The 19,875-nt window shown below is 45.8% G+C and carries 15 protein-coding genes, 2 rRNA genes and 1 pseudogene; 12 read left to right on the top strand and 6 right to left on the bottom strand.

The window, feature by feature from the left end; all coding sequences use genetic code 11:
- Nucleotides 1-109, top strand: a 23S ribosomal RNA gene (locus MJO46_RS03895); the annotation flags it as partial.
- Between the two features lie 231 nt (nt 110-340).
- Nucleotides 341-456, top strand: a 5S ribosomal RNA gene (gene rrf, locus MJO46_RS03890).
- Between the two features lie 239 nt (nt 457-695).
- On the opposite strand, the gene MJO46_RS03885 is transcribed toward rrf, so the two are convergent.
- Complete coding sequence (locus MJO46_RS03885) at nt 696-1,478, bottom strand: DUF2057 domain-containing protein (RefSeq protein ID WP_253988198.1); 783 nt, start codon at nt 1,476-1,478, stop codon at nt 696-698.
- Nucleotides 1,479-1,672: 194 nt separating this feature from the next.
- Nucleotides 1,673-3,730: a bifunctional 2',3'-cyclic-nucleotide 2'-phosphodiesterase/3'-nucleotidase gene (locus MJO46_RS03880; RefSeq protein WP_253988197.1), complete on the bottom strand. Its 2,058-nt coding sequence runs from the start codon at nt 3,728-3,730 to the stop codon at nt 1,673-1,675.
- Between the two features lie 702 nt (nt 3,731-4,432).
- Here MJO46_RS03880 and MJO46_RS03875 point away from each other — a divergent pair.
- From MJO46_RS03875 to MJO46_RS03850, 6 genes are all read left to right on the top strand, one after another.
- Nucleotides 4,433-6,577: a M3 family metallopeptidase gene (locus tag MJO46_RS03875; protein WP_253988196.1), complete on the top strand. Its 2,145-nt coding sequence runs from the start codon at nt 4,433-4,435 to the stop codon at nt 6,575-6,577.
- A 223-nt stretch (nt 6,578-6,800) separates the two neighbouring features.
- Nucleotides 6,801-7,424, top strand: a complete 624-nt coding sequence (locus MJO46_RS03870; protein WP_253988195.1) for a 2OG-Fe(II) oxygenase — start codon at nt 6,801-6,803, stop codon at nt 7,422-7,424.
- A 377-nt stretch (nt 7,425-7,801) separates the two neighbouring features.
- On the top strand, nt 7,802-8,407 hold the full coding sequence (locus MJO46_RS03865; RefSeq protein ID WP_253988194.1) for a GNAT family N-acetyltransferase: 606 nt from the start codon (nt 7,802-7,804) through the stop codon (nt 8,405-8,407).
- Nucleotides 8,408-8,426: 19 nt separating this feature from the next.
- A complete protein-coding gene (locus MJO46_RS03860) occupies nt 8,427-8,891 on the top strand; it encodes an N-acetyltransferase (protein WP_253988193.1) in 465 nt (154 codons plus the stop codon).
- Nucleotides 8,892-8,927: 36 nt separating this feature from the next.
- The gene (locus MJO46_RS03855) at nt 8,928-9,323 is read left to right on the top strand and encodes a hypothetical protein (RefSeq protein WP_253988192.1); all 396 of its coding nucleotides are present in this window, start codon (nt 8,928-8,930) and stop codon (nt 9,321-9,323) included.
- Between the two features lie 154 nt (nt 9,324-9,477).
- Complete coding sequence (locus MJO46_RS03850) at nt 9,478-9,873, top strand: hypothetical protein (protein WP_253988191.1); 396 nt, start codon at nt 9,478-9,480, stop codon at nt 9,871-9,873.
- A gap of 43 nt (nt 9,874-9,916) precedes the next feature.
- On the opposite strand, the gene MJO46_RS03845 is transcribed toward MJO46_RS03850, so the two are convergent.
- Nucleotides 9,917-10,732: an ABC transporter substrate-binding protein gene (locus MJO46_RS03845; protein ID WP_253988190.1), complete on the bottom strand. Its 816-nt coding sequence runs from the start codon at nt 10,730-10,732 to the stop codon at nt 9,917-9,919.
- A gap of 135 nt (nt 10,733-10,867) precedes the next feature.
- Between MJO46_RS03845 and MJO46_RS03840 the strand changes: the two are divergent.
- The 3 genes and pseudogenes from MJO46_RS03840 to MJO46_RS03830 form a co-directional block, all read left to right on the top strand.
- Nucleotides 10,868-11,935: pseudogene (locus MJO46_RS03840) on the top strand (DUF2157 domain-containing protein); the annotation flags it as partial.
- A gap of 225 nt (nt 11,936-12,160) precedes the next feature.
- A complete protein-coding gene (locus MJO46_RS03835) occupies nt 12,161-13,177 on the top strand; it encodes a DUF4401 domain-containing protein (RefSeq protein WP_367880908.1) in 1,017 nt (338 codons plus the stop codon).
- Entirely contained in the window at nt 13,177-13,692 is a 516-nt protein-coding gene (locus tag MJO46_RS03830) for a GDYXXLXY domain-containing protein (RefSeq protein ID WP_253988189.1), read from the top strand. Before MJO46_RS03835 ends, MJO46_RS03830 begins: the two co-directional genes overlap by 1 nt.
- A gap of 21 nt (nt 13,693-13,713) precedes the next feature.
- Here MJO46_RS03830 and MJO46_RS03825 read toward each other — a convergent pair whose 3' ends face one another.
- Nucleotides 13,714-13,929, bottom strand: a complete 216-nt coding sequence (locus MJO46_RS03825) for a hypothetical protein (protein WP_253988188.1) — start codon at nt 13,927-13,929, stop codon at nt 13,714-13,716.
- A 64-nt stretch (nt 13,930-13,993) separates the two neighbouring features.
- Between MJO46_RS03825 and MJO46_RS03820 the strand changes: the two genes are divergently transcribed.
- Nucleotides 13,994-16,828 (top strand): ExeM/NucH family extracellular endonuclease, encoded by a 2,835-nt coding sequence (locus tag MJO46_RS03820; RefSeq protein WP_253988187.1) that lies wholly within the window; start codon nt 13,994-13,996, stop codon nt 16,826-16,828.
- Between the two features lie 56 nt (nt 16,829-16,884).
- On the opposite strand, the gene MJO46_RS03815 is transcribed toward MJO46_RS03820, so the two are convergent.
- Together MJO46_RS03815 and MJO46_RS03810 are read right to left on the bottom strand one after the other, a co-directional pair.
- Nucleotides 16,885-17,856: a GGDEF domain-containing protein gene (locus tag MJO46_RS03815; RefSeq protein ID WP_253988186.1), complete on the bottom strand. Its 972-nt coding sequence runs from the start codon at nt 17,854-17,856 to the stop codon at nt 16,885-16,887.
- 193 nt (nt 17,857-18,049) lie between these two features.
- A complete protein-coding gene (locus MJO46_RS03810; protein ID WP_253988185.1) occupies nt 18,050-19,831 on the bottom strand; it encodes a DUF3413 domain-containing protein in 1,782 nt (593 codons plus the stop codon).
- Nucleotides 19,832-19,875 lie beyond the last annotated feature (44 nt).

Raw genomic sequence — 19,875 nt, 5'->3', positions numbered from 1 at the left:
TATAAGACCTCTAAAGAGCCGTTCGAGACTAGGACGTTGATAGGCATGGTGTGTAAGCGTTGTGAGGCGTTGAGCTAACATGTACTAATGACTCGAGAGGCTTAACCATACAACCCAGATGGGTTTTACTGAAAATGTTCCAGACATTTTCTAGCACTTCCTCCGTCCATGGAGGTCGTACTAAGCGAACTTAGATAGAATATAAGCACTTAATGAAGTGTGAACTCAAACAAACAGCTTTCCGAATTAACTGGAATAAGAATTTATCAACTACATCCATATAGTTGACCCTAGCGGGCCGCGCTAAAGCGCGTTAAAAATTGTTCCGGACAATTTTTTGCTTGGTGACAATAGCATTGTGGTCCCACCTGATCCCATCCCGAACTCAGAAGTGAAACGCAATCGCGCCGATGGTAGTGTGGGGTCTCCCCATGTGAGAGTAGGTCATCGCCAAGCGCCTAATTATCTCATTGAGATGTAATGAAGCCAGCTGAATAAGCTGGCTTTTTTGCGTCTGTGATTTTTATGTTTGAACTGCAATTTCCTGATATCCATTATTGTTCTACCTACCCTTATCTACATAAAGGTTAAGTCAGTTTTATCTATCTTTTGAGTCGAGGGTTTTTTAGCCCTCGAGGGATTGAGATAAACTCGTTCCAAGCCTTTGAAAAAATGCAATTATCCAGTTATCATTTTTACTCTTTATTGATTTTAGCTTTGAAGTTGGCTTTGGTCTTGTCGTTGGCGAGTTTGTACCAATAATCAAGCATTTGGCTAATTTCAGCTTGGCTAGGTGTAGAGGCTGGCGTCGTTTGTTGAGTCTTGTCATTGACCGCAGTTATAGTGGGTACAATCACGGTTGGAGCGGCCAGATTAGTGGATACGCTAGCGGGTGTTTGGTGCATTTGTGGCTGGCTTGCCGTTATTGCTGTTGTTGACGATCGCACGGGTGTTAACGATGACGCCGTGGCATCGTTTGATTGTGCCGTTGCAGTATGTAAAGTGATATTTAATGACGCAGGGTGATTGCTAAGGTTGTACTGCAGTATCTCGTTCTCAAAATCCCGCCCCAGTTGAATACCATGCTTAATCAATTTATCACTAACAAAACTCACGGCTTCACCTTGAGTATTTGATAGTGTCAGTTTTGGTGATTCATCAAATTTCTTTGCATCACTGGCGGAGTTGATGACGGGAAGAGTCAGGGCGAGTGTTTGTGCTGACGCATCAAAACGCACTATGAGTACGTCGGATAGATAGCGCACAGAGTCTGTTTGTTGCCGATATTGCGCGCTATAGCGAAAGGCAATTTGATTAATACCATCGGCTAAAATGTGAGAGTTACTCTTTACTGCTGGTTTGCCATTGACCGTTAATACTTCAGCGTTTTTAGGCAGTTTGAGATGGACATCGGCCGCTACTGGCTGCACAGTACCCAGCATTAATGCTGTGGCACATAAAATTGATTGATATTTCATAAGCTTTCTCTGTTGTTACGATCACATCGCTAAGTTAAATAATAAGACAGATATTGGGTGGCACAAAGCCAGCAGGATGGATAAATGGCGAAAAGTCATTTATAGGAAACGCAGATTAGCGTTAATCTTAGCTGCAGGAAATAAAAAAGGCTCACGGGGAGCCTTTTTGAGTGTGATATCTCTGGATTGAACGTTTATTTGGTCAGGTTGATGCTATAAACGGCGAAACCCAGTTCATCCTTACTGAGCTTCTTCATTTCACGTTGTTTATTGGCTTCAATAAAGGCAGCGGCTTTATCACTGTCTTGGGTTTCGAAACGAACGTCTAGTGCAACATTGGTGGTGATGGTTTTGAAATCCCAGTTGTAATCGGCACTTGGATTGACCATAGCTTCGTACTTGCCTGTGGTTTCGTTGTACTGTGATTGCGCCGTGATATAGGCCGCTAATGCTTCACGGTTAGTATCTGGCAGTTCGAGCACCACATGGTCGCTACCCGTACCGGCAAACTTACCTCCAAAGGCACGGTAGTTATTTGAGGCGACGATAAACTCTTTCGCGGCAAATTCTTCACCAGTGATGACTTTACCGTTTTCGTCTTTATAGCTTAAATCAACGATACGGTTCGCATTGGCATTAACGACGGCGCAATCGCGGTCAAACTTACTCGGTTGAGTGACATCAATCTTGTAGGTTAAGCCATCGAGTACGTCGAAGTTATAGGTTGGATGACCATCCCAGTTGATTAACCCTTGTGGGGTGGTTTTTGTTGGGTCGATTTGATTGAACTGGTTCGCTGAACACTCGAGCCAATCTTTCAATTCGGCGCCCGTTGCTTTGACTGCCACCATAGTATTGGGATACAGGTACAGATCGGCGGCGTTTTTAAAGGTCAGTGGACCTTTATCGACTTGCACAAATTGATCGGCATCGCTGGTTGTACCGTGGCGTCCGCCCGCTTTAAAAGGCGCAGAGGCTGACAGCACTGGCAGCCCTTGTAATGCAGCTGGTAATTTCGCTTTCACGTTGGCGATTTGTGCATCGGAAACGATTTGTACCGTAGGATCGTCCTGCACTAAGGTCAGGAAGCTATACATATCCGCTGCGGCAACGCCGATAGGCTCATCCACAAAGGCGAGGGTGCCTTGGTGCTCGGCTGCGACAGCATCGTGAATGGCGGCATCGGCTTCAACCAATGGGGTTTTATTCGCGCCGTCATAGATAGGGCGCGCCTTAGTGCTTGCACTGAGTACCGACCATTTGCCGTCTTTACGCTCCAGTTTAAAATCAACTACCCCTAAGTTATCGCCCCAACGACCTGGCATCACGGCTGGCACACCATTTAACAGGCCCTTAGTCACGTCTGTGTTAGGTAAATCTGCATATTTTGCATCTGGGAAGATAGAGTGGCTGTGACCGAATAGAATCGCATCGATACCGTCAACATAGGTCAGAGCATAAGTGGCGTTTTCAGCCATAGGATCGCCAGGATTTTCAGTGGAACCAATGCCTGAGTGAGGAATGGCGATAATGATATCGGCCCCTTTGGCTTTCATTTCTGGGACATATTTTTTCGCGGTGGTAACGATATCTTCGACAGTCACTTTACCGGTGAGATTTTGTTTATCCCACAATAGAATTTGTGGGGGCACAAAACCAATATAACCAATGTTAATGGTTTGATTATTGCCTTCGCTGTCGATAATGGTTTTTTGCTTGATGATATATGGGGTGAACAAATGCGCACCTTTTTTAACCCCATTCCAGCAACCATTATCGTCGGCACAATAAACGTTTGAGTTGATATAAGGGAATTCTGCACCACTAATGGATTTATTTAAGAAATCTAAGCCATAGTTAAATTCATGATTACCTATATTACCGACTTCATAATCTAATAGGTTCATGGCTTTATAAGCGGGGTGAACATCGCCCATTTGTAGGCCAACTTTGGCCATATAGTCGCCCATTGGACTGCCTTGCAGCAGATCGCCGTTATCGACGAGGACACTGTTTTTGGCTTCGCTGCGTGCCGCGTGGATCAAGCTTGCAGTGCGGGCAAGACCGATAGTGGGATCATCTTTACCACTGTAGTAGTTGAAATCCATGATATTTGTGTGCAGATCTGTGGTTTCTAGAACCCGTAAATCGGCTTGAACATTAGGTTGACTATGAGTATCGTCATCTGAGCCACAGGCACTCACACCAAGGGCTGCAGTGATCATCACTGCGAGTATTTTCTTATTTAACATAGTTATCTCTATTTATATTTATTTGACCCCAACGCATGCTCCGGAAGAGCATGCCCATCATCCTGTTAATTCAGCGTCATTGAGCGGTTAAGTTAATTTGTCGCTAAGTTAACGAGGGGGGATTATAAAGACATTTGATGATCTGAATGTGACATTAATCCGAGAATAGTGGTTTAAAATTGTGACCTAAGGTGCGTCTGCTTAAATAATAAACCATTCAACCTGTTTATTTGTTACATTGATGTTTAAATAATCACAGTAAAAAGTTCATTAAGAAGAATTAATATTTGTTATTGGAATGGCGTTTTATTTGCGCAGTTTCTTGTCTCTGTCGGGGGTATTTGACTTAAAGCTTCAGTAAGAATGTTTTAAATAATTCTTTTACATCAAATTTTAGCCAATGTTGAGCACTTATGCTCGCATGTGTTTTGGCTTGATTAAGGCGAGTTAGGTTTAATGTAGCCTTGGCATAGGACTTTTTAGACTCGAAATTCACATAAAGTGATACAAATTCGCGGCGCTGTGGGCGGCTAAACCTTGGCTGACATGCGCGTAACTTGTTAAGGTAGCTCCTCTAAATTGACGTACACAGCAATAAGCGTGCGTTAAGAGTGACAGTATCAATAGAAAACCAAAATCCGTTAGCGCACCTTTCACCTTAAAAATACAATCGAAAGGGCAGCAACATCCAAGGGAGTTAATATGCGTAAGTCCGTTATTACCACCGCCGTGGCTGCGGCCTTGTTACTGGGCGCTTGTTCAGACAAGCCAGCCACAAGTACCAACGAAGCTAAAAATACCGTAGCGACTCAACCCGCTGCTAAAGCAGAGGCAACCAATGTGTTGCTGAGCAAGAGTCCACTGCAGGATCAAGCGCCACAATTTAATCTTATTCAGTCCGCCGATTATGCACCCGCTTTTGAGCAAGGCATTAAAGCCCACGATACTGAAATCGCGGCCATTGTGAATAACAAACAAGCGGCCAGTTTTGACAATACCATTCTTGCGATGGAAACCTCGGGTGAATTATTAACGCGCGTATCGCGTACTTTCTTTAATCTCGCGGGCCTGATTTCTGATGCTGATTTTCAGAAAACTGAAGCGGATATGGCGCCTAAATTAGCGGCTCACCGAGATAATATTTATCTTGAACCGACATTATTTGCCCGTGTTGAAGCCGTTTATCAGCAAAAAAGCAGCTTAAATGCAGAAGATCAGCGCTTAGTTGAATATTACTATGAGCAGTTTGTCCGCGCGGGCGCGAAATTGTCCGCCGAAGATAAGGCTAAGATGCGTGGCTTTAATGCCGAGCTTGCCACCTTAGCGACTGAGTTTTCACAAAACAGCTTAAAATCATATAAAGATGATGTGATTATCGTGACCGATAAAACGCAGTTAGATGGTTTATCTGACAGCGAAATCGCCACCTTAGCTGCAGCCGCTAAAGCCGCCGGGAAAGAAGGCTATTTGATTATCCTAGTGAATACGACGCGCCAGCCTGTGCTTTCGAGTCTGAACAACCGTGAACTTCGCCAAAAAGTGTGGGAAACCTCTGCCCACAGAGCCGTGGCAAGCAATGGGCCATTGATTGTTAAAATGGCGCAAATTCGCGCTAAAAAAGCCAATTTACTGGGCTTTGATACCTGGGCATCCTATGCGGTTGCCGATCAAATGGCGAAAACTCCCTCCGCTGTGTATGAAATCCTCGATGATTTAGCGCCAAAAGCCCTAGCACGTGCCAAAGTGGAAGCGGCTGATATTCAAGCTGAAATCAAAAAGGCGGGCGGTGATTTTGAATTGCAACCTTGGGATTGGGCTTATTACGCCGATAAAGTGCGTAAAGAGAAATACTCCCTAGATGAAAGCAGTATTAAGCCTTATTTTGAGTTTAATACTGTGCTGAAGGATGGGCTGTTTTTCGCCATGCATAAACTGTATGGCATCAACTTTAAAGCGCGGACAGACTTACCCGTGTGGCATCCCGACGTATTAGCCTTTGAAGTTTTCGATAAAGACAACAGTTCTATTGGCTTATTCTACCTTGACCCCTATGCCCGTGAAGGCAAGGGCGGCGGTGCTTGGATGGATGAGTTTGTCACCCAAAGCGATCTGCTCGGCACTAAGCCTGTGGTCTATAACGCGCTGAATATCCCTAAGCCTGCCGATGGCCCAACCTTAATGACTTTCGATGAAGTGACGACTCTGTTCCATGAGATGGGACACGGGATCCACGGTTTATTTTCTAAGGTGAAATATCCGAGTGTGGCGGGTACATCGACTGCACGTGACTTTGTTGAGTTCCCATCACAGGTTAACGAAGATTGGAATATTGATCCCGCTGTGATTGCGAACTATGCCAAACACTATCAGACGGGTGAGCCTATTCCTAAGGCGCTGCTCGATAAAATCTTAGCGGCAAATAAGTTTGGCCAAGGTTTTGATACCGTTGAGTATCTGTCAGCTGCTTTGTTAGATATGGAATGGCACTCTATCAGCGCCGACACGCAAATTAATGATGTTGAGCAGTTTGAGCATCAAGTGTTAGCTAAACATGGTCTTGATTTTGCGCCTATTCCACCGCGTTATAAGTCGAGCTACTTTAGCCATGCGTTCGCTGGTGGTTACTCTGCAGGTTATTACGCCTATTTGTGGACCGAAGTGTTTGCCGCCGATGCTTTTGCCTATATGGGCGAGCAGGGAGGTTTAAATGCCGATAATGGTGATAAATTCCGTAAGGAAGTCTTATCGAAAGGAAATAGTGAAGATCTTATGCAGGATTACATTCATTTTACCGGTAAGAAACCAACGACAGATGCACTGTTAAAACGCCGTGGTTTAGTCGATTAATTGACTGTATGTGACTGGCGAAAAGGCTTGATAGGGCAACCTAGCAAGCCTTTTTTATCATCTTGTTTTTCCGCTCTCTTTACTCTAAAATTCCGCCCAATTTGACTGTGGGATATATTCTAGATCCCGTATCGACGCCCCTCGAAAATCAGGCTCAGTTTCCCCCCTCCTTTGAGCCCTTGAGTACAGCAAAAGCGTAGCCTCTTTTTTGGATGTAGCATAAATGGTTTCGCAATTAAGTGAAGCAATGCTGGATGTGATCGCTGACGCCTTGGTAGACAAAGGCTATGTTTTTTTAACTGACTTAGTTCCTGCCCACATTAGCCAAGTGCTATTGGAAAAAATTCAATCAACACAAGCCCATGAACTTAAAGCCGCATCAATTGGTCGCGGCGTCGAGCAGCAGCTTAATCCCGACATTCGCCGAGACAGAATACAGTGGCTAGAAGAGCACAATGAGCCCGACAGCCAATATCTGGAGTTGATGACGCAGCTCAAAAATGGCTTAAACCGTCGTTTGTTTATGGGATTATTCGACTATGAAAGCCACTATGCTGTTTATCAGCCAGGGGCCTTTTATAAGAAGCATGTTGATGCGTTAAAGGGCAGCCAAAATCGCATCTTAACTACAGTCTTTTTCTTAAATCCCCATTGGAAAGATGCCGATTGTGGCGAGCTCATCATTTATGATGAACAAGATAATGAACTAGAGCGTATCGCCCCTAAAATGGGTCATTTCGTGATTTTTCTCAGTGAGCGTTTTCCCCATGAAGTTCGCCAGACCTTGGCCCAACGCAATAGCATTGCGGGTTGGTTTAGGGTGAGTAATAGTGTGCATGGTTTTTAACAGCCACTCTACACTCTAATAATAAGCAATAAGCAATAAGCAATAAGCAATAAGCAATAAGCAATAAGCAATAAGCAATAAGCAATAAGCAATAAGCAGTAAGCAGTAAGCAGCTAAATGCGAAATATCGTTTAACTGCTTTTTAGTCGCCCATATTGTGCTTTATTCTTTCGCCGCAGTATTTATATCACCCCGATCCCACCGGCCTTTTACTTATATATTTCATCCTAAGCTCTAGGTGATATAAAGCGCCGATAATAGGATTAATTTATCCAATCACGCAGAAAATAAGGTGTTTTTTTCTTATCGATTAATGTTAGGCTAGATAAAAATGTGCGCAAGAACACACTTTTAACTTATCTAATGGAGACGATACTGTGGGCAGTGGAGATAACTTAGGTTGTTTAAGTGGTGAACATGTAGTGCTAGAACCTTTGTCATTATCCCATGTGGCGGCATTGAGTTTAGCGGTGGCTGATGGCGAGCTTTGGCGTTTGTGGTTTACCAGCGTTCCAGAGCCTTGCGAGATGAAAACCTATGTGGCTAAAGCCTTAGAAGAACAAGCGCGGGGTGAGAGTTTTCCCTTTGCCGTGCGCGATAGGGTATCCGGGGAAATTGTCGGTTGTACACGGATCTGCCACTGGGAGAGCGAGCACCGTCACCTCGAGATTGGTTACACTTGGTATGCCAAGCGAGCCCAGCGCACGGGAATTAATACCGAAGCTAAATTACTGTTGTTAACTTTTGCCTTTGAAACCTTAGATGCGATAGCCGTTGAATTCCGTACCCATTGGCATAATCAGGCTTCGCGCCAAGCTATAGCTCGGCTCGGCGCTAAGCAGGATGGGGTATTACGCAATAATCGGATCCTAAAGGATGGGACTATTCGCGATACCGTTGTCTATTCCATTATCGATACTGAGTGGCCGACGGTGAAAAGTAGTCTGCAATTTCGTTTACGCCAGAGACCATTAGTCCAGTAATTTACGATAGGAAATGCCCATGGCAAGCATTATTACTCAAGCAGATATTTCCCACAGCCATGGGGTTGCGGTGTTATTTAATGAATACCGGCAGTTTTATGGTGCCACTGACAATTTAGCTGCAGCAGAGCAGTTTATTCGAGCTCGTTTGCAAGAGAACTCGTCTGTGGTGTTTATTGCCCAGGATCCTCAAGGGATTGACCTTGGGTTTGTACAGTTGTATCCCAGTTTTTCATCCCTGCGTTTGGCGCCTATATTGATCCTCAACGATGTGTTTGTCACTCAGCATGCCCGTTGTGTCGGCATTGGGCGGGCATTAGTGCAGCGAGCGGCGGATTACGCTAGGGCCCATAATGTGGGTTATTTGATCCTCGAAACACAAAGGGATAACTTACGCGCACAGGGCTTATACGAAGGCTTAGGTTTTGTGCGTAATCAAGATTTTTTTACCTATGAGCTTGAGATATCTTCCGCACTTAAGTAGGTTTATTCATTATTGCTAATAAAAAGGAAAGATAACATGTTAAAAGCGTTAGTCATCGCCAGCTTAGCGCTAAGTGCGAGTACCGCAGTTTGGGCCGATGAAGCGGAAAAAGCATTTAGTCAAGAAGTGATCGAGTGTGCGGCCTATTATCAGGTAAGTTCTGAAGCCATTAGTGCGATGAATGCGCCACAAATGCAGGCCGTAGGTGAGCGCTTAAAAAGCTCGAAAATTGAAGCCGAAAACCTCGCTAAAAAATACCGAACAGAAACCGAGGTAATACAGGCGGTTGCCGATGCTAAGGCGCGTCAAATTGCGAGCTTAGGCGGCTCAAGCAATTTAGGGGCTTTGATGGGCAAGTATAAAGAGGAATGTAAAAATCTGTTGGCCGATCCACAAAAGCGTCTGGACTATTGGACCATGGCGACAATGTAAGTAGGGTGTGTATTGTCTGTGATCACTAAGGAGCTTTGCGGCTCCTTTGTTGTTTTTATCACCGAGAGCGACAGTCTATTTCATGTCACGGTGAAACTGGAGTGCTCCTTTACAGGTCCTAATTCCTGTCTGTATGAATAGAGCGAGAATAGTCATGGAAATAAGTTTGATGGCCGCTGCGGCTTTGAGTGCGGTAGTGTGCGGCTACCACTTGGTACAAGGTCAAAGAATGTTGCTAGCGCCACTGCTTAAGGCCAATGTGAGCGAGCAGAGTAAGCAAATATTGCGTTGTATGTTCCATTGTCAGTCAGTGTTTTTTCTGACCTCAACGGTAATTTTTTTGGTCAGCAGCCTTAATGTTATCCCTGAGATGTATGCCTACAGCTTAATCTTATTTTTAGGGCTTAATTACGGCATTTTTTCAATATGGCAGTTTTATGTTGCCAGCTTAAGCCCGCCTAATAGTAGCCCAATGCTGAATATTCAGGCCTTGGTATTCTTGTTAATCAGTCTATTAGCTCTGTTTGAGCCTTTACTGTCGTTATCCTAACTGAGCGGCAACTTAGCCAAGGGCTCCACTTTCTTTTAAGGCTTTAAGGCTTTAAGGGTTTGGGAGCCGGGAGGGTAAATCCGTAATCTTGGGCTAATGCCGCCAGCTTTCCGCTTCCTTCGAGTAATTCAAGCCAATGGCTAAGCTGGTCAACCTTTAGTTGTGAATGCGGGGCTAACAATACTCCAAGGTGATAATGTTGTGCCCATTGCTCTGAAATAAAGAGTTTGTCTTTTTCTTCAGGATTAAGGGTGAAGTAATAATTGAGATAAGAGAAGGTCACGGGAGCAATATCGGCACGCTGGCGTAAAATCGTCTCAATTGAGGCTTTATTGCTGGTGACAAACACCAGTTTGAAGCGTTTATTCAATTGCTCCGGATCGGTTTCAGAACCGACAAAGGTATAGTGGTAACCCTTTACTAATGCCATGGATTTATTAGTTAAATCTGCAAAGTAACGCTGATCTTTCGTGCGGTTTTTTAGGGTGAGAAAGACCTCGCCATCCTTTATATTCAAGGGAATAAACTGCATCTTAGTGTGCTCCCAGCCCCAACTAGGATCTTCAAAGAGCATCATATCGAAGCGTTCGGCGGCATGAGCTTTATGTCTGTGTTCTATGCTGGTGGGGACAAATTCGAATGTCACTTGTTGTTGGACCTGATTAAGGGCATTAATGAGATCTAGGGTTAAACCCGTATAGCGGCCATCCATTTGAAGATTTACGTAGGGGGCAAATTGGTATCCGCCAACTCGGATCAGTGGCTTTTGGGTGATCTGAGTCTGAGCAAATGCCGTGATACTCAAACAACTATTGAGTATTAAGCAAAATAGCAGCTTGTAGAAAGTACATAACCGCATAAGTTCTCCTGTTCGCTATTGTTATCTAAGCTTACCTGTGTGCGATACAAGTTAATACAATTAATTATTGCACTTAAGTGAGGTTAATGCGTATTTTGTGCAGGCGAGTTCTATTATCTGAAGGGAGATCTCATATTGGGCTCTTTAACATCTCAAGTGTGTGAATGGCTTGAACAAGGACATATAAACCCAGCACAGGCGGACCAACTTTATCATCGGCTTTCTGTTCGCCCCGACGCGAGTCGCTGGCGAGCATTGATTGCAGGGTTATTACTGTGGTTTGGAGCATTAGGTTTTGTTTGCGGAGTGGTATTTTTCTTCGCCTATAATTGGCAATCCTTGGGTCGATTTGCCAAATTTGCGCTGCTAGAAGCGGCGATACTGCTCGCTATTGCAGCATTTATGTGGCTCTATTACCGAGCCGCATGTCAGCCATCGATCGCATCAAACACCCCATCCGTTACAGTATCAAGATCCCAGAGCACGCCTTTTGGGACAACGGTTGCTAATGCCGTATTACTCGCGGCCTGTGTGTTAGTCGGTGGTTTGTTGGCCCTGGTTGGACAAACCTATCAAACTGGGGCAGATCCTTGGCAGCTATTCGCCCTGTGGGCCCTAATGATTTTGCCTTTTGCTTGGGTGGCGGGATTCGATGGTTTGTGGTTGTTGTTGGTGGGACTACTAAACCTCAGCATAGGGATATTTCTGGATACCTTTTCCCATTTATGGGGAACCTTCTTGGATGAGCAAGGCCAACTGCTGATCTTTGTTTGTTTGAACTTAGCTATCTATTACGCTTTTATCTTTTTAGACCGCAAAGTCGCGGGGCGCTGGCATGCGCCAATCCTTGAGTATGTGTGTTCACTGTTTGCGATGGGCTGTTTTACTTGGTTAATCACTTGGTTGATTTTCGACGATCTTTTTAAGCCTGATGGCGCGAGTACTTGGATTATTTGTGGCTATCTTGCCCATCTGGTGTTGGGATTCGTTATTTTTCGCTATCGCTTACCGCGCATTTATCCCTTGGCCTTGGGCGGTTTTAGCTTGATTGCCGTGGGCGCTGCGCTACTGATCCGGCTGATGTTTGAGGACCATGATCCCATAGGCGGATTTCTGTTTATTGGGCTTTACATCATTTTGGCGAGCACTGGCTTAAGTCTTTGGTTAAAGGAACTCAGTCGCAAGCTTAAACCACAGTCAGAACTCCAATCTGAAACTATCTCTGAACCCATCTCTAAACATGAGCCTATATCTGAGCTGGCGCCTGAGCCCGTCCTTGAGCCTGATTCTGAGCTTGATCCTGAGTCTCTAGCGATAGTGGCCCAAGGGAAAGAGAGCGATGTCGCTTCAACCGCGACTTTGGCTGATTTAAGTCTGATAAAACAGTGGCAAACCTGGTATGCCGAGGGGAAAGTTAGCACGGCTCAAATGCCAGAACAGCATGATATGCCTTGGTATATTGCCACTATGCAGGCTTTTGCTGCTTGGATAGCGGCCTTGTTTCTGTTGGGCTTTATGATGGCGGTATTGGGTGCCATTTTTGAGCGAGTTGAAGAAGATGTGATTTTATTTATCGGCTTAACCTATCTAGCCGTGGGCATTGGGCTGTACTTGTTGCCGCGGCAACAGATTTTTATTGAGCAATTGGCGTTTGCCGCCTGTTTGAGTGGGGTCATCAGTGTCGCATGGGGATTATATGATTTAATCGACAATGATTTTAGCCTCAACTGGTATCTGTGTATGGCGGGCATGCTCTTGCTGCTGTGGGGCTTAATTGCCCATGGGTTAGCTCAGTTTGTATTCGCTTTTTGCTTAAGTTGGTGCGTGATTGGCCTGATGGCAAAATTCGAATGGCTTCATTTCAGCCCCAGCTTTTTTGCCTTAACCATTAGCCTAGTGCTGTTTAATATCAATCGATTCGGACGTCATTACCGCCGCGCGCGCATGCTGATCTATGGCTTTGCACTGGGATTACTTTCGCTGCAACTGATGCATGCCTTTAGCATGGACAGTATTTTTGAAGCCTTATTTAGCCCTTGGCAACAAAGTCTGGGATTTACGCTGCTCCATCTGTCGATTATTTTAGGTATTTGCGGATTTCTATTAGTCACTATTTTCCGCGAACGCCAACAATCCTTAAGCTCATTGACGGCGCTGGGGTGTGTTATCGGTTTAATCATTATTAGCGGTTTATCCTTACCTATGCAGGGATTATCAACGGCTATCCTATTGATCTTACTTGGCCATTATTGCAACGAACCTTGGCTTAAGGGGATGGGAATTGTGTCGGCGCTGTTATTTGTCAGCGGGTACTATTATTCCCTCGAAACGACTTTGTTGCTGAAATCTGCTTATTTGATGGGTCTAGGGGCGCTGTTGCTGGTGGCAAGAATACTGATGTGGCGGTTATTTCCGGCAAATGAAAATGCCAAGGAGACTATTTGATGGGAAATGTGATGGGAAAACTGTCGGCTTCACATAAATGGGCGCTGGGCATAGTACTGTTCACAACAGTGGCGATTCTGACTGGCGTGAATTGGCGCATTTTCAAATTTGAACAGCTGCTTAATCACGGCCAAGTGGTGCGCTTTGCCCTAGCACCAGTCGATCCGCGCTCGTTAATGCAGGGGGATTATATGGCGCTTGAATATGCCATTGCCCGGGATGTACGTAGCGCCTTAGCGCCGCAGCAACTGCAGGGCCAGTTATTGTTGGCTGTAGATGAGCAAAAAGTGGCGCGTTTTGTGGATTTTTATACTGACCAAGCGCTGGGTAAAGATCAGCTGCGGGTGCAATTTCGTGTTCGTGGTAATCAAATTAAGCTCGCATCGAACAGCTTTTTCTTTGAAGAAGGCCAAGCCGATCATTTTAGTGCGGCTAAGTTCGGTGAGTTTAGGGTGAATGCCCAAGGTGAGTTACTGCTGGTCAGTTTGCTCGATGAGAAGCTTCAGCCCTTATAGCCCTGCGTCAGGGCTTTCATCTTATTCTGTTAAGAACGATTTATCCCTATCACATTGATGATTGCTGGCCGCATGGTTAATGGGCGGCCAGCATCCTCCGTACTGCTTTCTTCCTAGTCCTGCTTGCCAAATACCACGAATAATATCCATCTTAAGTTGCAACTTAGCCGCAACCAATTTGTAACTTTGGTCGCCTATAGTATCGTCAGTGTTCGAGGTGATATCACCTTGAAGCATCTAAGCGCATCAATTAAATCGCAATTCAATACAAAATATTAAAACAATACATTTAGGGGTCTCAATGTTTAACACTAAAACTGTGCTGGCGTTAGCCATCAGCAGCGTTTGTGGGCTTGCCCATGGCGCGGATAATGTGATCATTTCAGAATACGTCGAAGGCAGCAGCAACAATAAAGCCATCGAACTGTATAACCCAACCGCAGGCGTGATTGATTTAAGCCAATACCAATTGCGCTTCTATTTTAATGGCAGCACCAATGTCGGCACGACCATAGCGCTCACTGGATCATTAGCGGCGGGGGCGACTTATGTGGTTGCCGATAACGATGCGTCGGCCGATATTCTTGCGGTTACAAATCAACAGAGTAGCGCCAGCTTCTTTAACGGCGACGATGCGATTGAACTGACTTATCAAAATCAAGTGATTGATAGTTTAGGTCAAGTTGGTGTCGATCCCGGTGCCGAGTGGGGTAGTGGTGACTTATCCACTCAAGACAATACCCTGCGCCGTAATCCTGATCAGCTAATTGCCGATCCCATCAGTGGCGATGCGGTCAGCTTTAGCACTTGGTTAGGTTTTGCGAAGGATAATATTTCTGATCTCGGTAAATTCAGCGCTGGTACGCCAACCGATCCCGTCGACCCTCCACCGAGTGCTTTAGTGTGCGGCGAAGAAGCCACAGCAATTCATGCGCTGCAAGGCGCGGGCGCGATAAGCCCTCTTAATGGTCAAACCTTAGTGGTTGAAGCGGTTGTCGTCAGTAATCAAGAAGCCGGTCTTAAGGGCATTTTCGTGCAAATGGCCGATAACGAAGCCGATAGCGATCCCCAAACCTCGGAAGGTGTGTTTGTGTATACCGGCACTGCGCCTACCGCGTATGTGGCGGGCGATCGTATTCGTTTAAAAGCCAAAGTCACTGAATACCAAGGCTTAACTGAACTCACGACTGTATCAGATCACAAGTTGTGTGCCACAGGTCAAGCATTGCCAACTGCAGCGGTGGTGACCTTACCGGTAAACAGCAGTGATGATTTTGAGCCCTTTGAGGGCATGCGTGTTCGTTTTAGCCAAGATTTAGTGGTGAACGAAGTCTACAACCTCGGGCGTTATGGCGAGATTTCATTAGGCAGTCAGCGCCACTTTATTGGTACGCAGGTGGCAGCACCGGGCGCGGATGCGCTGGCAGTGAGCGCAGCCAACCAACGTGACAGTATTTTATTGGATGACGGCTTAACGGCGCAGAATCCTGATCCTGTGCAATTCCCCGCTCCTGGTCTGAGCGCATCAAACACTGTGCGTGTAGGCGATAAAGCCACATCGCTTACGGGTGTAATGCACTATGGCTTTAATCTGTATCGCATTATGCCAATTGAGACAGTGAACTTTATAGCGGAAAATCCACGCCCAATCGCACCTACATTGGTTGAGGGCGGTAATCTAAAAGTCGCTAGCTTTAACGTACTTAACTACTTTAACGGTGATGGTCAAGGTGCAGGTTTCCCAACTGCCCGAGGTGCCAATACCTTAAGCGAATTTGAGCGTCAAAAGGCGAAGATTGTCAGCGCCATGGTGGGCATTAGTGCCGATGTATTTGGTTTGATGGAAATTGAAAACGATGGCTTTGGCGCCAATTCAGCCATTGCCGATTTAGTCGCAGGTTTGAATGCCGCTGTGGGTGAAGCGCGTTACGCTTATATCGCGCCAACAGGTATGAATGCGATTGGCACCGATGCCATCACAGTCGGCTTGATTTATCGTAGCGATAAAGTCACGCCGCAGGGCGCTGCACGTATACTATCCAGTGCCAATTCGCCATTGGATGATGACCAACAGCCTTTGTTTGATGATAGCAAAAACCGTCCAATGCTGACCCAAGCCTTTAGTGTGAACGGCAGTGAAGAAGGCGTGGTGGTTGCGGTTAATCACCTTAAATCTAAGGGCAGTGAATGTGCGGGCGATCCTGATCTGAATGACGGCCAAGGCAACTGTAATATCACTCGTACCCGTGCGGCGACGGCTGCAGGTCAATGGTTAGGCGAGCAATATCCAGATCAAGGCGTACTGCTGATTGGTGATTTGAACGCCTATGCGAAGGAAGATCCATTAACGGCGTTAGCTAATGCGGGCTTTAGTGAGCTGTTTGCCAAACTTGAAAAACCGAACCCTTATTCCTATGTGTTCTCGGCTGAATCGGGTCAGTTGGATCATGCTTTAGCAAACGCAGCCCTGCTGGATAAAGTGGTGGATGTGACCGAGTGGCATATCAATACCGACGAGCCGCGTGTATTGGATTACAACGAAGAGTTTAAGACACCCGCTCAAATCCAAGACTTATTCGCCACGGATGCGTATCGCTCATCGGATCACGATCCTGTGGTGATTTCACTCTTGCTCGAAGCGGAAAAAGTCGCGCCAGTAGCCAGTTTCACTCAAGTGGTGAATGGCGCTGCGGTGCAACTGACATCCACTTCAAGTGACAGTGATGGACAAATCGTGTCAGCCGAGTGGAACTTTGGTGATAACACAGTGGCTGTGGGTGAGGTAGTGACTCACAGTTATAGTCAAAGTGGTGAGTATCTGGTCACGTTAACTGTGACGGATAACGATGGCTTAACCCATAGCACGTCGCAAACTGTGACTGTGGTTGCTGAGGATGTGAAACAACCGCCTGTGGCGCAAATTCAGCATATCAATTTATGGCTGGTCGATATGTTTATCTCGACTAGCTATGATACCGATGGCGTGATCAAGCAACATAAGTGGACGTTCGACAACGGCACCCGCGCTAACGGTCAAGTGGTATTACGCCTTGCCCGCCGTGGTCAACACACAGTCGAGCTGACCGTTAAAGATAATGACAAGTTAACCGATACTGCGACACTGACGTATCGTTAAGTTTGTTGCAGGGTTTTACCTTGGGTGAAACTCAGTGACTGCGCAGCCCCCTTCAGTTAAGCCAAGTTTGATTGAAGGGGGCTGCTTAATTCACATACTCTATTACGTCCCGCTTGTTTTGCTCGCATCATGGCCTGATCTGCACTGTTGAGTAAGGTTTCGAGCAGATCTTGGGGTTCAAGTTCATGGCGAGCCGTGGCTAAGTTGATGGATGAAATCCCAAAGCTGGCGGTACAGTGGATCATTCGCCCATTAAATTGAAAAGCTTGTTGTTCAAATTCGCTACGCATGCGTTCTGCCAGTAGTTTGGCTTGTTCCGGTATGGCATTAGGGAGCAATACCCCAAATTCTTCCCCCCCTAATCTTGCGAGGATATCCGAGGCCCGTACGGATTTTTGGGCGAGTTGGGAGACATGAATGAGTGCGGCATCCCCCGTTGCATGCCCCCATTGATCGTTTATCCGTTTGAAATGATCTAAATCGAACATGATGATTGAGAGTGTTTGCTGGGTTCGATACAGCTGATGGACGACCTGTCGGCCGAGGTTGAAAAATGCGCGGCGATTATTCAGTTGCGTCAGCTCATCCGTATCGGCTTGTTTTTCAGCCTGTGCTTTTGCGAGCATCAACTCATGCTCAATCTGTTTTCGGTCGGTGATGTCGGTCGCGATTTCGATGCGAACTAAGCGGCCATCGGTCCAGTGTATCGCTTGATCTCGGCATTGGTACCAACGGCCATTTTGGGTATTTTGGAATTCCCATACATAAACGCCCGATGGATTACCATCTGCATCGAGTAATTTGTGATTTGTGCAGAACTGGCACGGGGCGTGTTGTCCGGACTGCAAAATTTGATAGCATTTTTTATCCTTGGCTGAGCCCCAAACAGAGAGCCCATAGTCATTTAAATACAATAACTCATAGGTATGTATATCAGAGACATAGACGAGGGCATCAAGACTATTAAGAATGATATTGATGGCTTGGACATTAGCCGCTGCGTTATTCTGCTTGGCTTTATTCATCATAAAGTTGTCACCGATAGACTTGCTAACAATATGCGGTGTTGTTTATTGATATAACTATAACGTATCGATTACACTTTTTCTGAGATTCAGAGCAGGGATAAATCGAATGTTAGTTAAATGAGTTACTTGGGGAGCTATGGTTAACAGTTTTTTCAATAAAAAAAGCCCCAAGATGGGGCTTTTTTATCTTTATTTAATGGTTATACAAGCGCCGACCTTCACGCATCACTTGGATAAGCTCTGGTGCACTCATTTTTTTGCGCAGTCGATGCTCATAGTTTTCATCGTAGATCCGGTATTTACCGTGGCGGTCGATGACGGTGACTTCTGACTGTTGGTAAATCGCAAAAATCCGGCTATCGCCAATATAAATCCAGGTCTCTTTGCTCGGTTGCAGTAAGCTTCTACCAGCACTGTAATCTGTGGTGTTATTAGTGCAACCTAATACATGGGTCATTAGGGTGGGCACTATGCCGTAATGACTGGTGCGATACTTAACTTTAGCGGGGATGGCATTGGGCCAATGGATAACCAGCGGCACTTTCACACTTTCTGGCGACAGGTTGCGCAGCGCTTCATCGCTATTACTGGTGAAAATCTTGCCATTTACCCCGGTTATCACCACTAAGGTATCCTGAGGGATGTTGGCAAGAATCGCCTCTAATTGGTTATCGATAAAATATAATGACTGGCGGTATTGATTGAACAATACCTTTTGCGCAGGCGGTAAATTTGCTTTAACCGTTTCGATACCGAGGAAGCCCACTGGCGTATCGAAATTTTCCGGTGCCTTTAGGTTAAGCAGGGCAAACCAGGGCTTATTTTGGACACTGTGCCATTGTTTAAAGTGCGCGACTGTCTGCAAATCTGCATCGGCACTGCCATTGGTTTCTTTGGCAACGATAGAAGTAAAGTCATTAAACATGGCCTGGGCTGAACTCAGTTTCCGATTCGTTTCGGGGATAAAGAGTCCCAGCTGGTAGCCAGCCTGTTGGAAACTCTTGGTTAGCACTGGGCTGGTGCTATTGAATATCCTCGCATCGCCATAGCTGCCTTGCAGGCCGTATAGTAGAGAGAACATCCCCGTTTTAAATTGGTTGCCGCCGCTATAATGCTCAGTAAATGATTGGTTATTTTCCATATAGCGATGAAGAAACGGCATGGTTTTAGGATCGACCATATCGGCACGCAAACTGTCGATGGTGATCATCAATACATTGGTTTGGGTTTCCGCTTGGCAGAGTAATGGCTGCAATGGGTAGCTGAGTACGCTAGTAGTGTTATTGTCATTATTCTCCAAAGGCGAGCCATCAATACCGTGGCTTTCCATAAAGGAGCGGGCGGTCGCAGGGTAAGCGAGCGGATAGGCCTCATCGAATCGCGTTATTTCGGTAATATCGCTGGCATCGGCCCATATATGGATCAAATGGCTGCTGATAAAGCACACACCCACTAAGGTGATGACCTTATTGCCTAAATTCAGCTTTTGGATCTTCTCTATACGCTTCCACAAAAAATTTGCCAAGGTCAGTTCAAGCGTGATGATCGCCAGTGGCGTGACTATATAGGATGTGCCATGGAGCAGGGCATTGAGATCTGCCCAGGCCAAATCGAAGGCGAAGGGACTTAAATGCATGCCGTAATCGGCATAAACAATCGTATCGTACAATAAGATACACAGGCTTAAGGTCGCAATAACCGCCGCTATTCCCCTCAATATCTTCGAATAGGGCAAGATTAAGGTTAACGGGAATAGGCAGATCAAATAGGCGATAAAAGCGAGAAAGCTAAATTGGCCAATGGTGCTTACCGTAAGATAAATCCAACCGTACCAAGTTTCTGGATAACCTACACTACTTAGATATCGGCTACCCACTATCATGGCCAATAGGCCATTAAAGAAGGCGAACCAATGTCCCCAGTTGATGAGCCGAGAAACCCTATCGCGGCTCATTTGCTTTTTTCGCTCGACCATAGTGATCCGCTTATTCCTAAAAGACGTTGTATCTTATGTTTTTT

Origin of the sequence: Shewanella sp. KJ2020, assembly GCF_024197625.1 — a bacterium.
Classification (GTDB): domain Bacteria; phylum Pseudomonadota; class Gammaproteobacteria; order Enterobacterales; family Shewanellaceae; genus Shewanella.
Note: the sequence above shows the minus strand (reverse complement) of the source record. Positions and strands in the feature narration are given on the sequence as shown.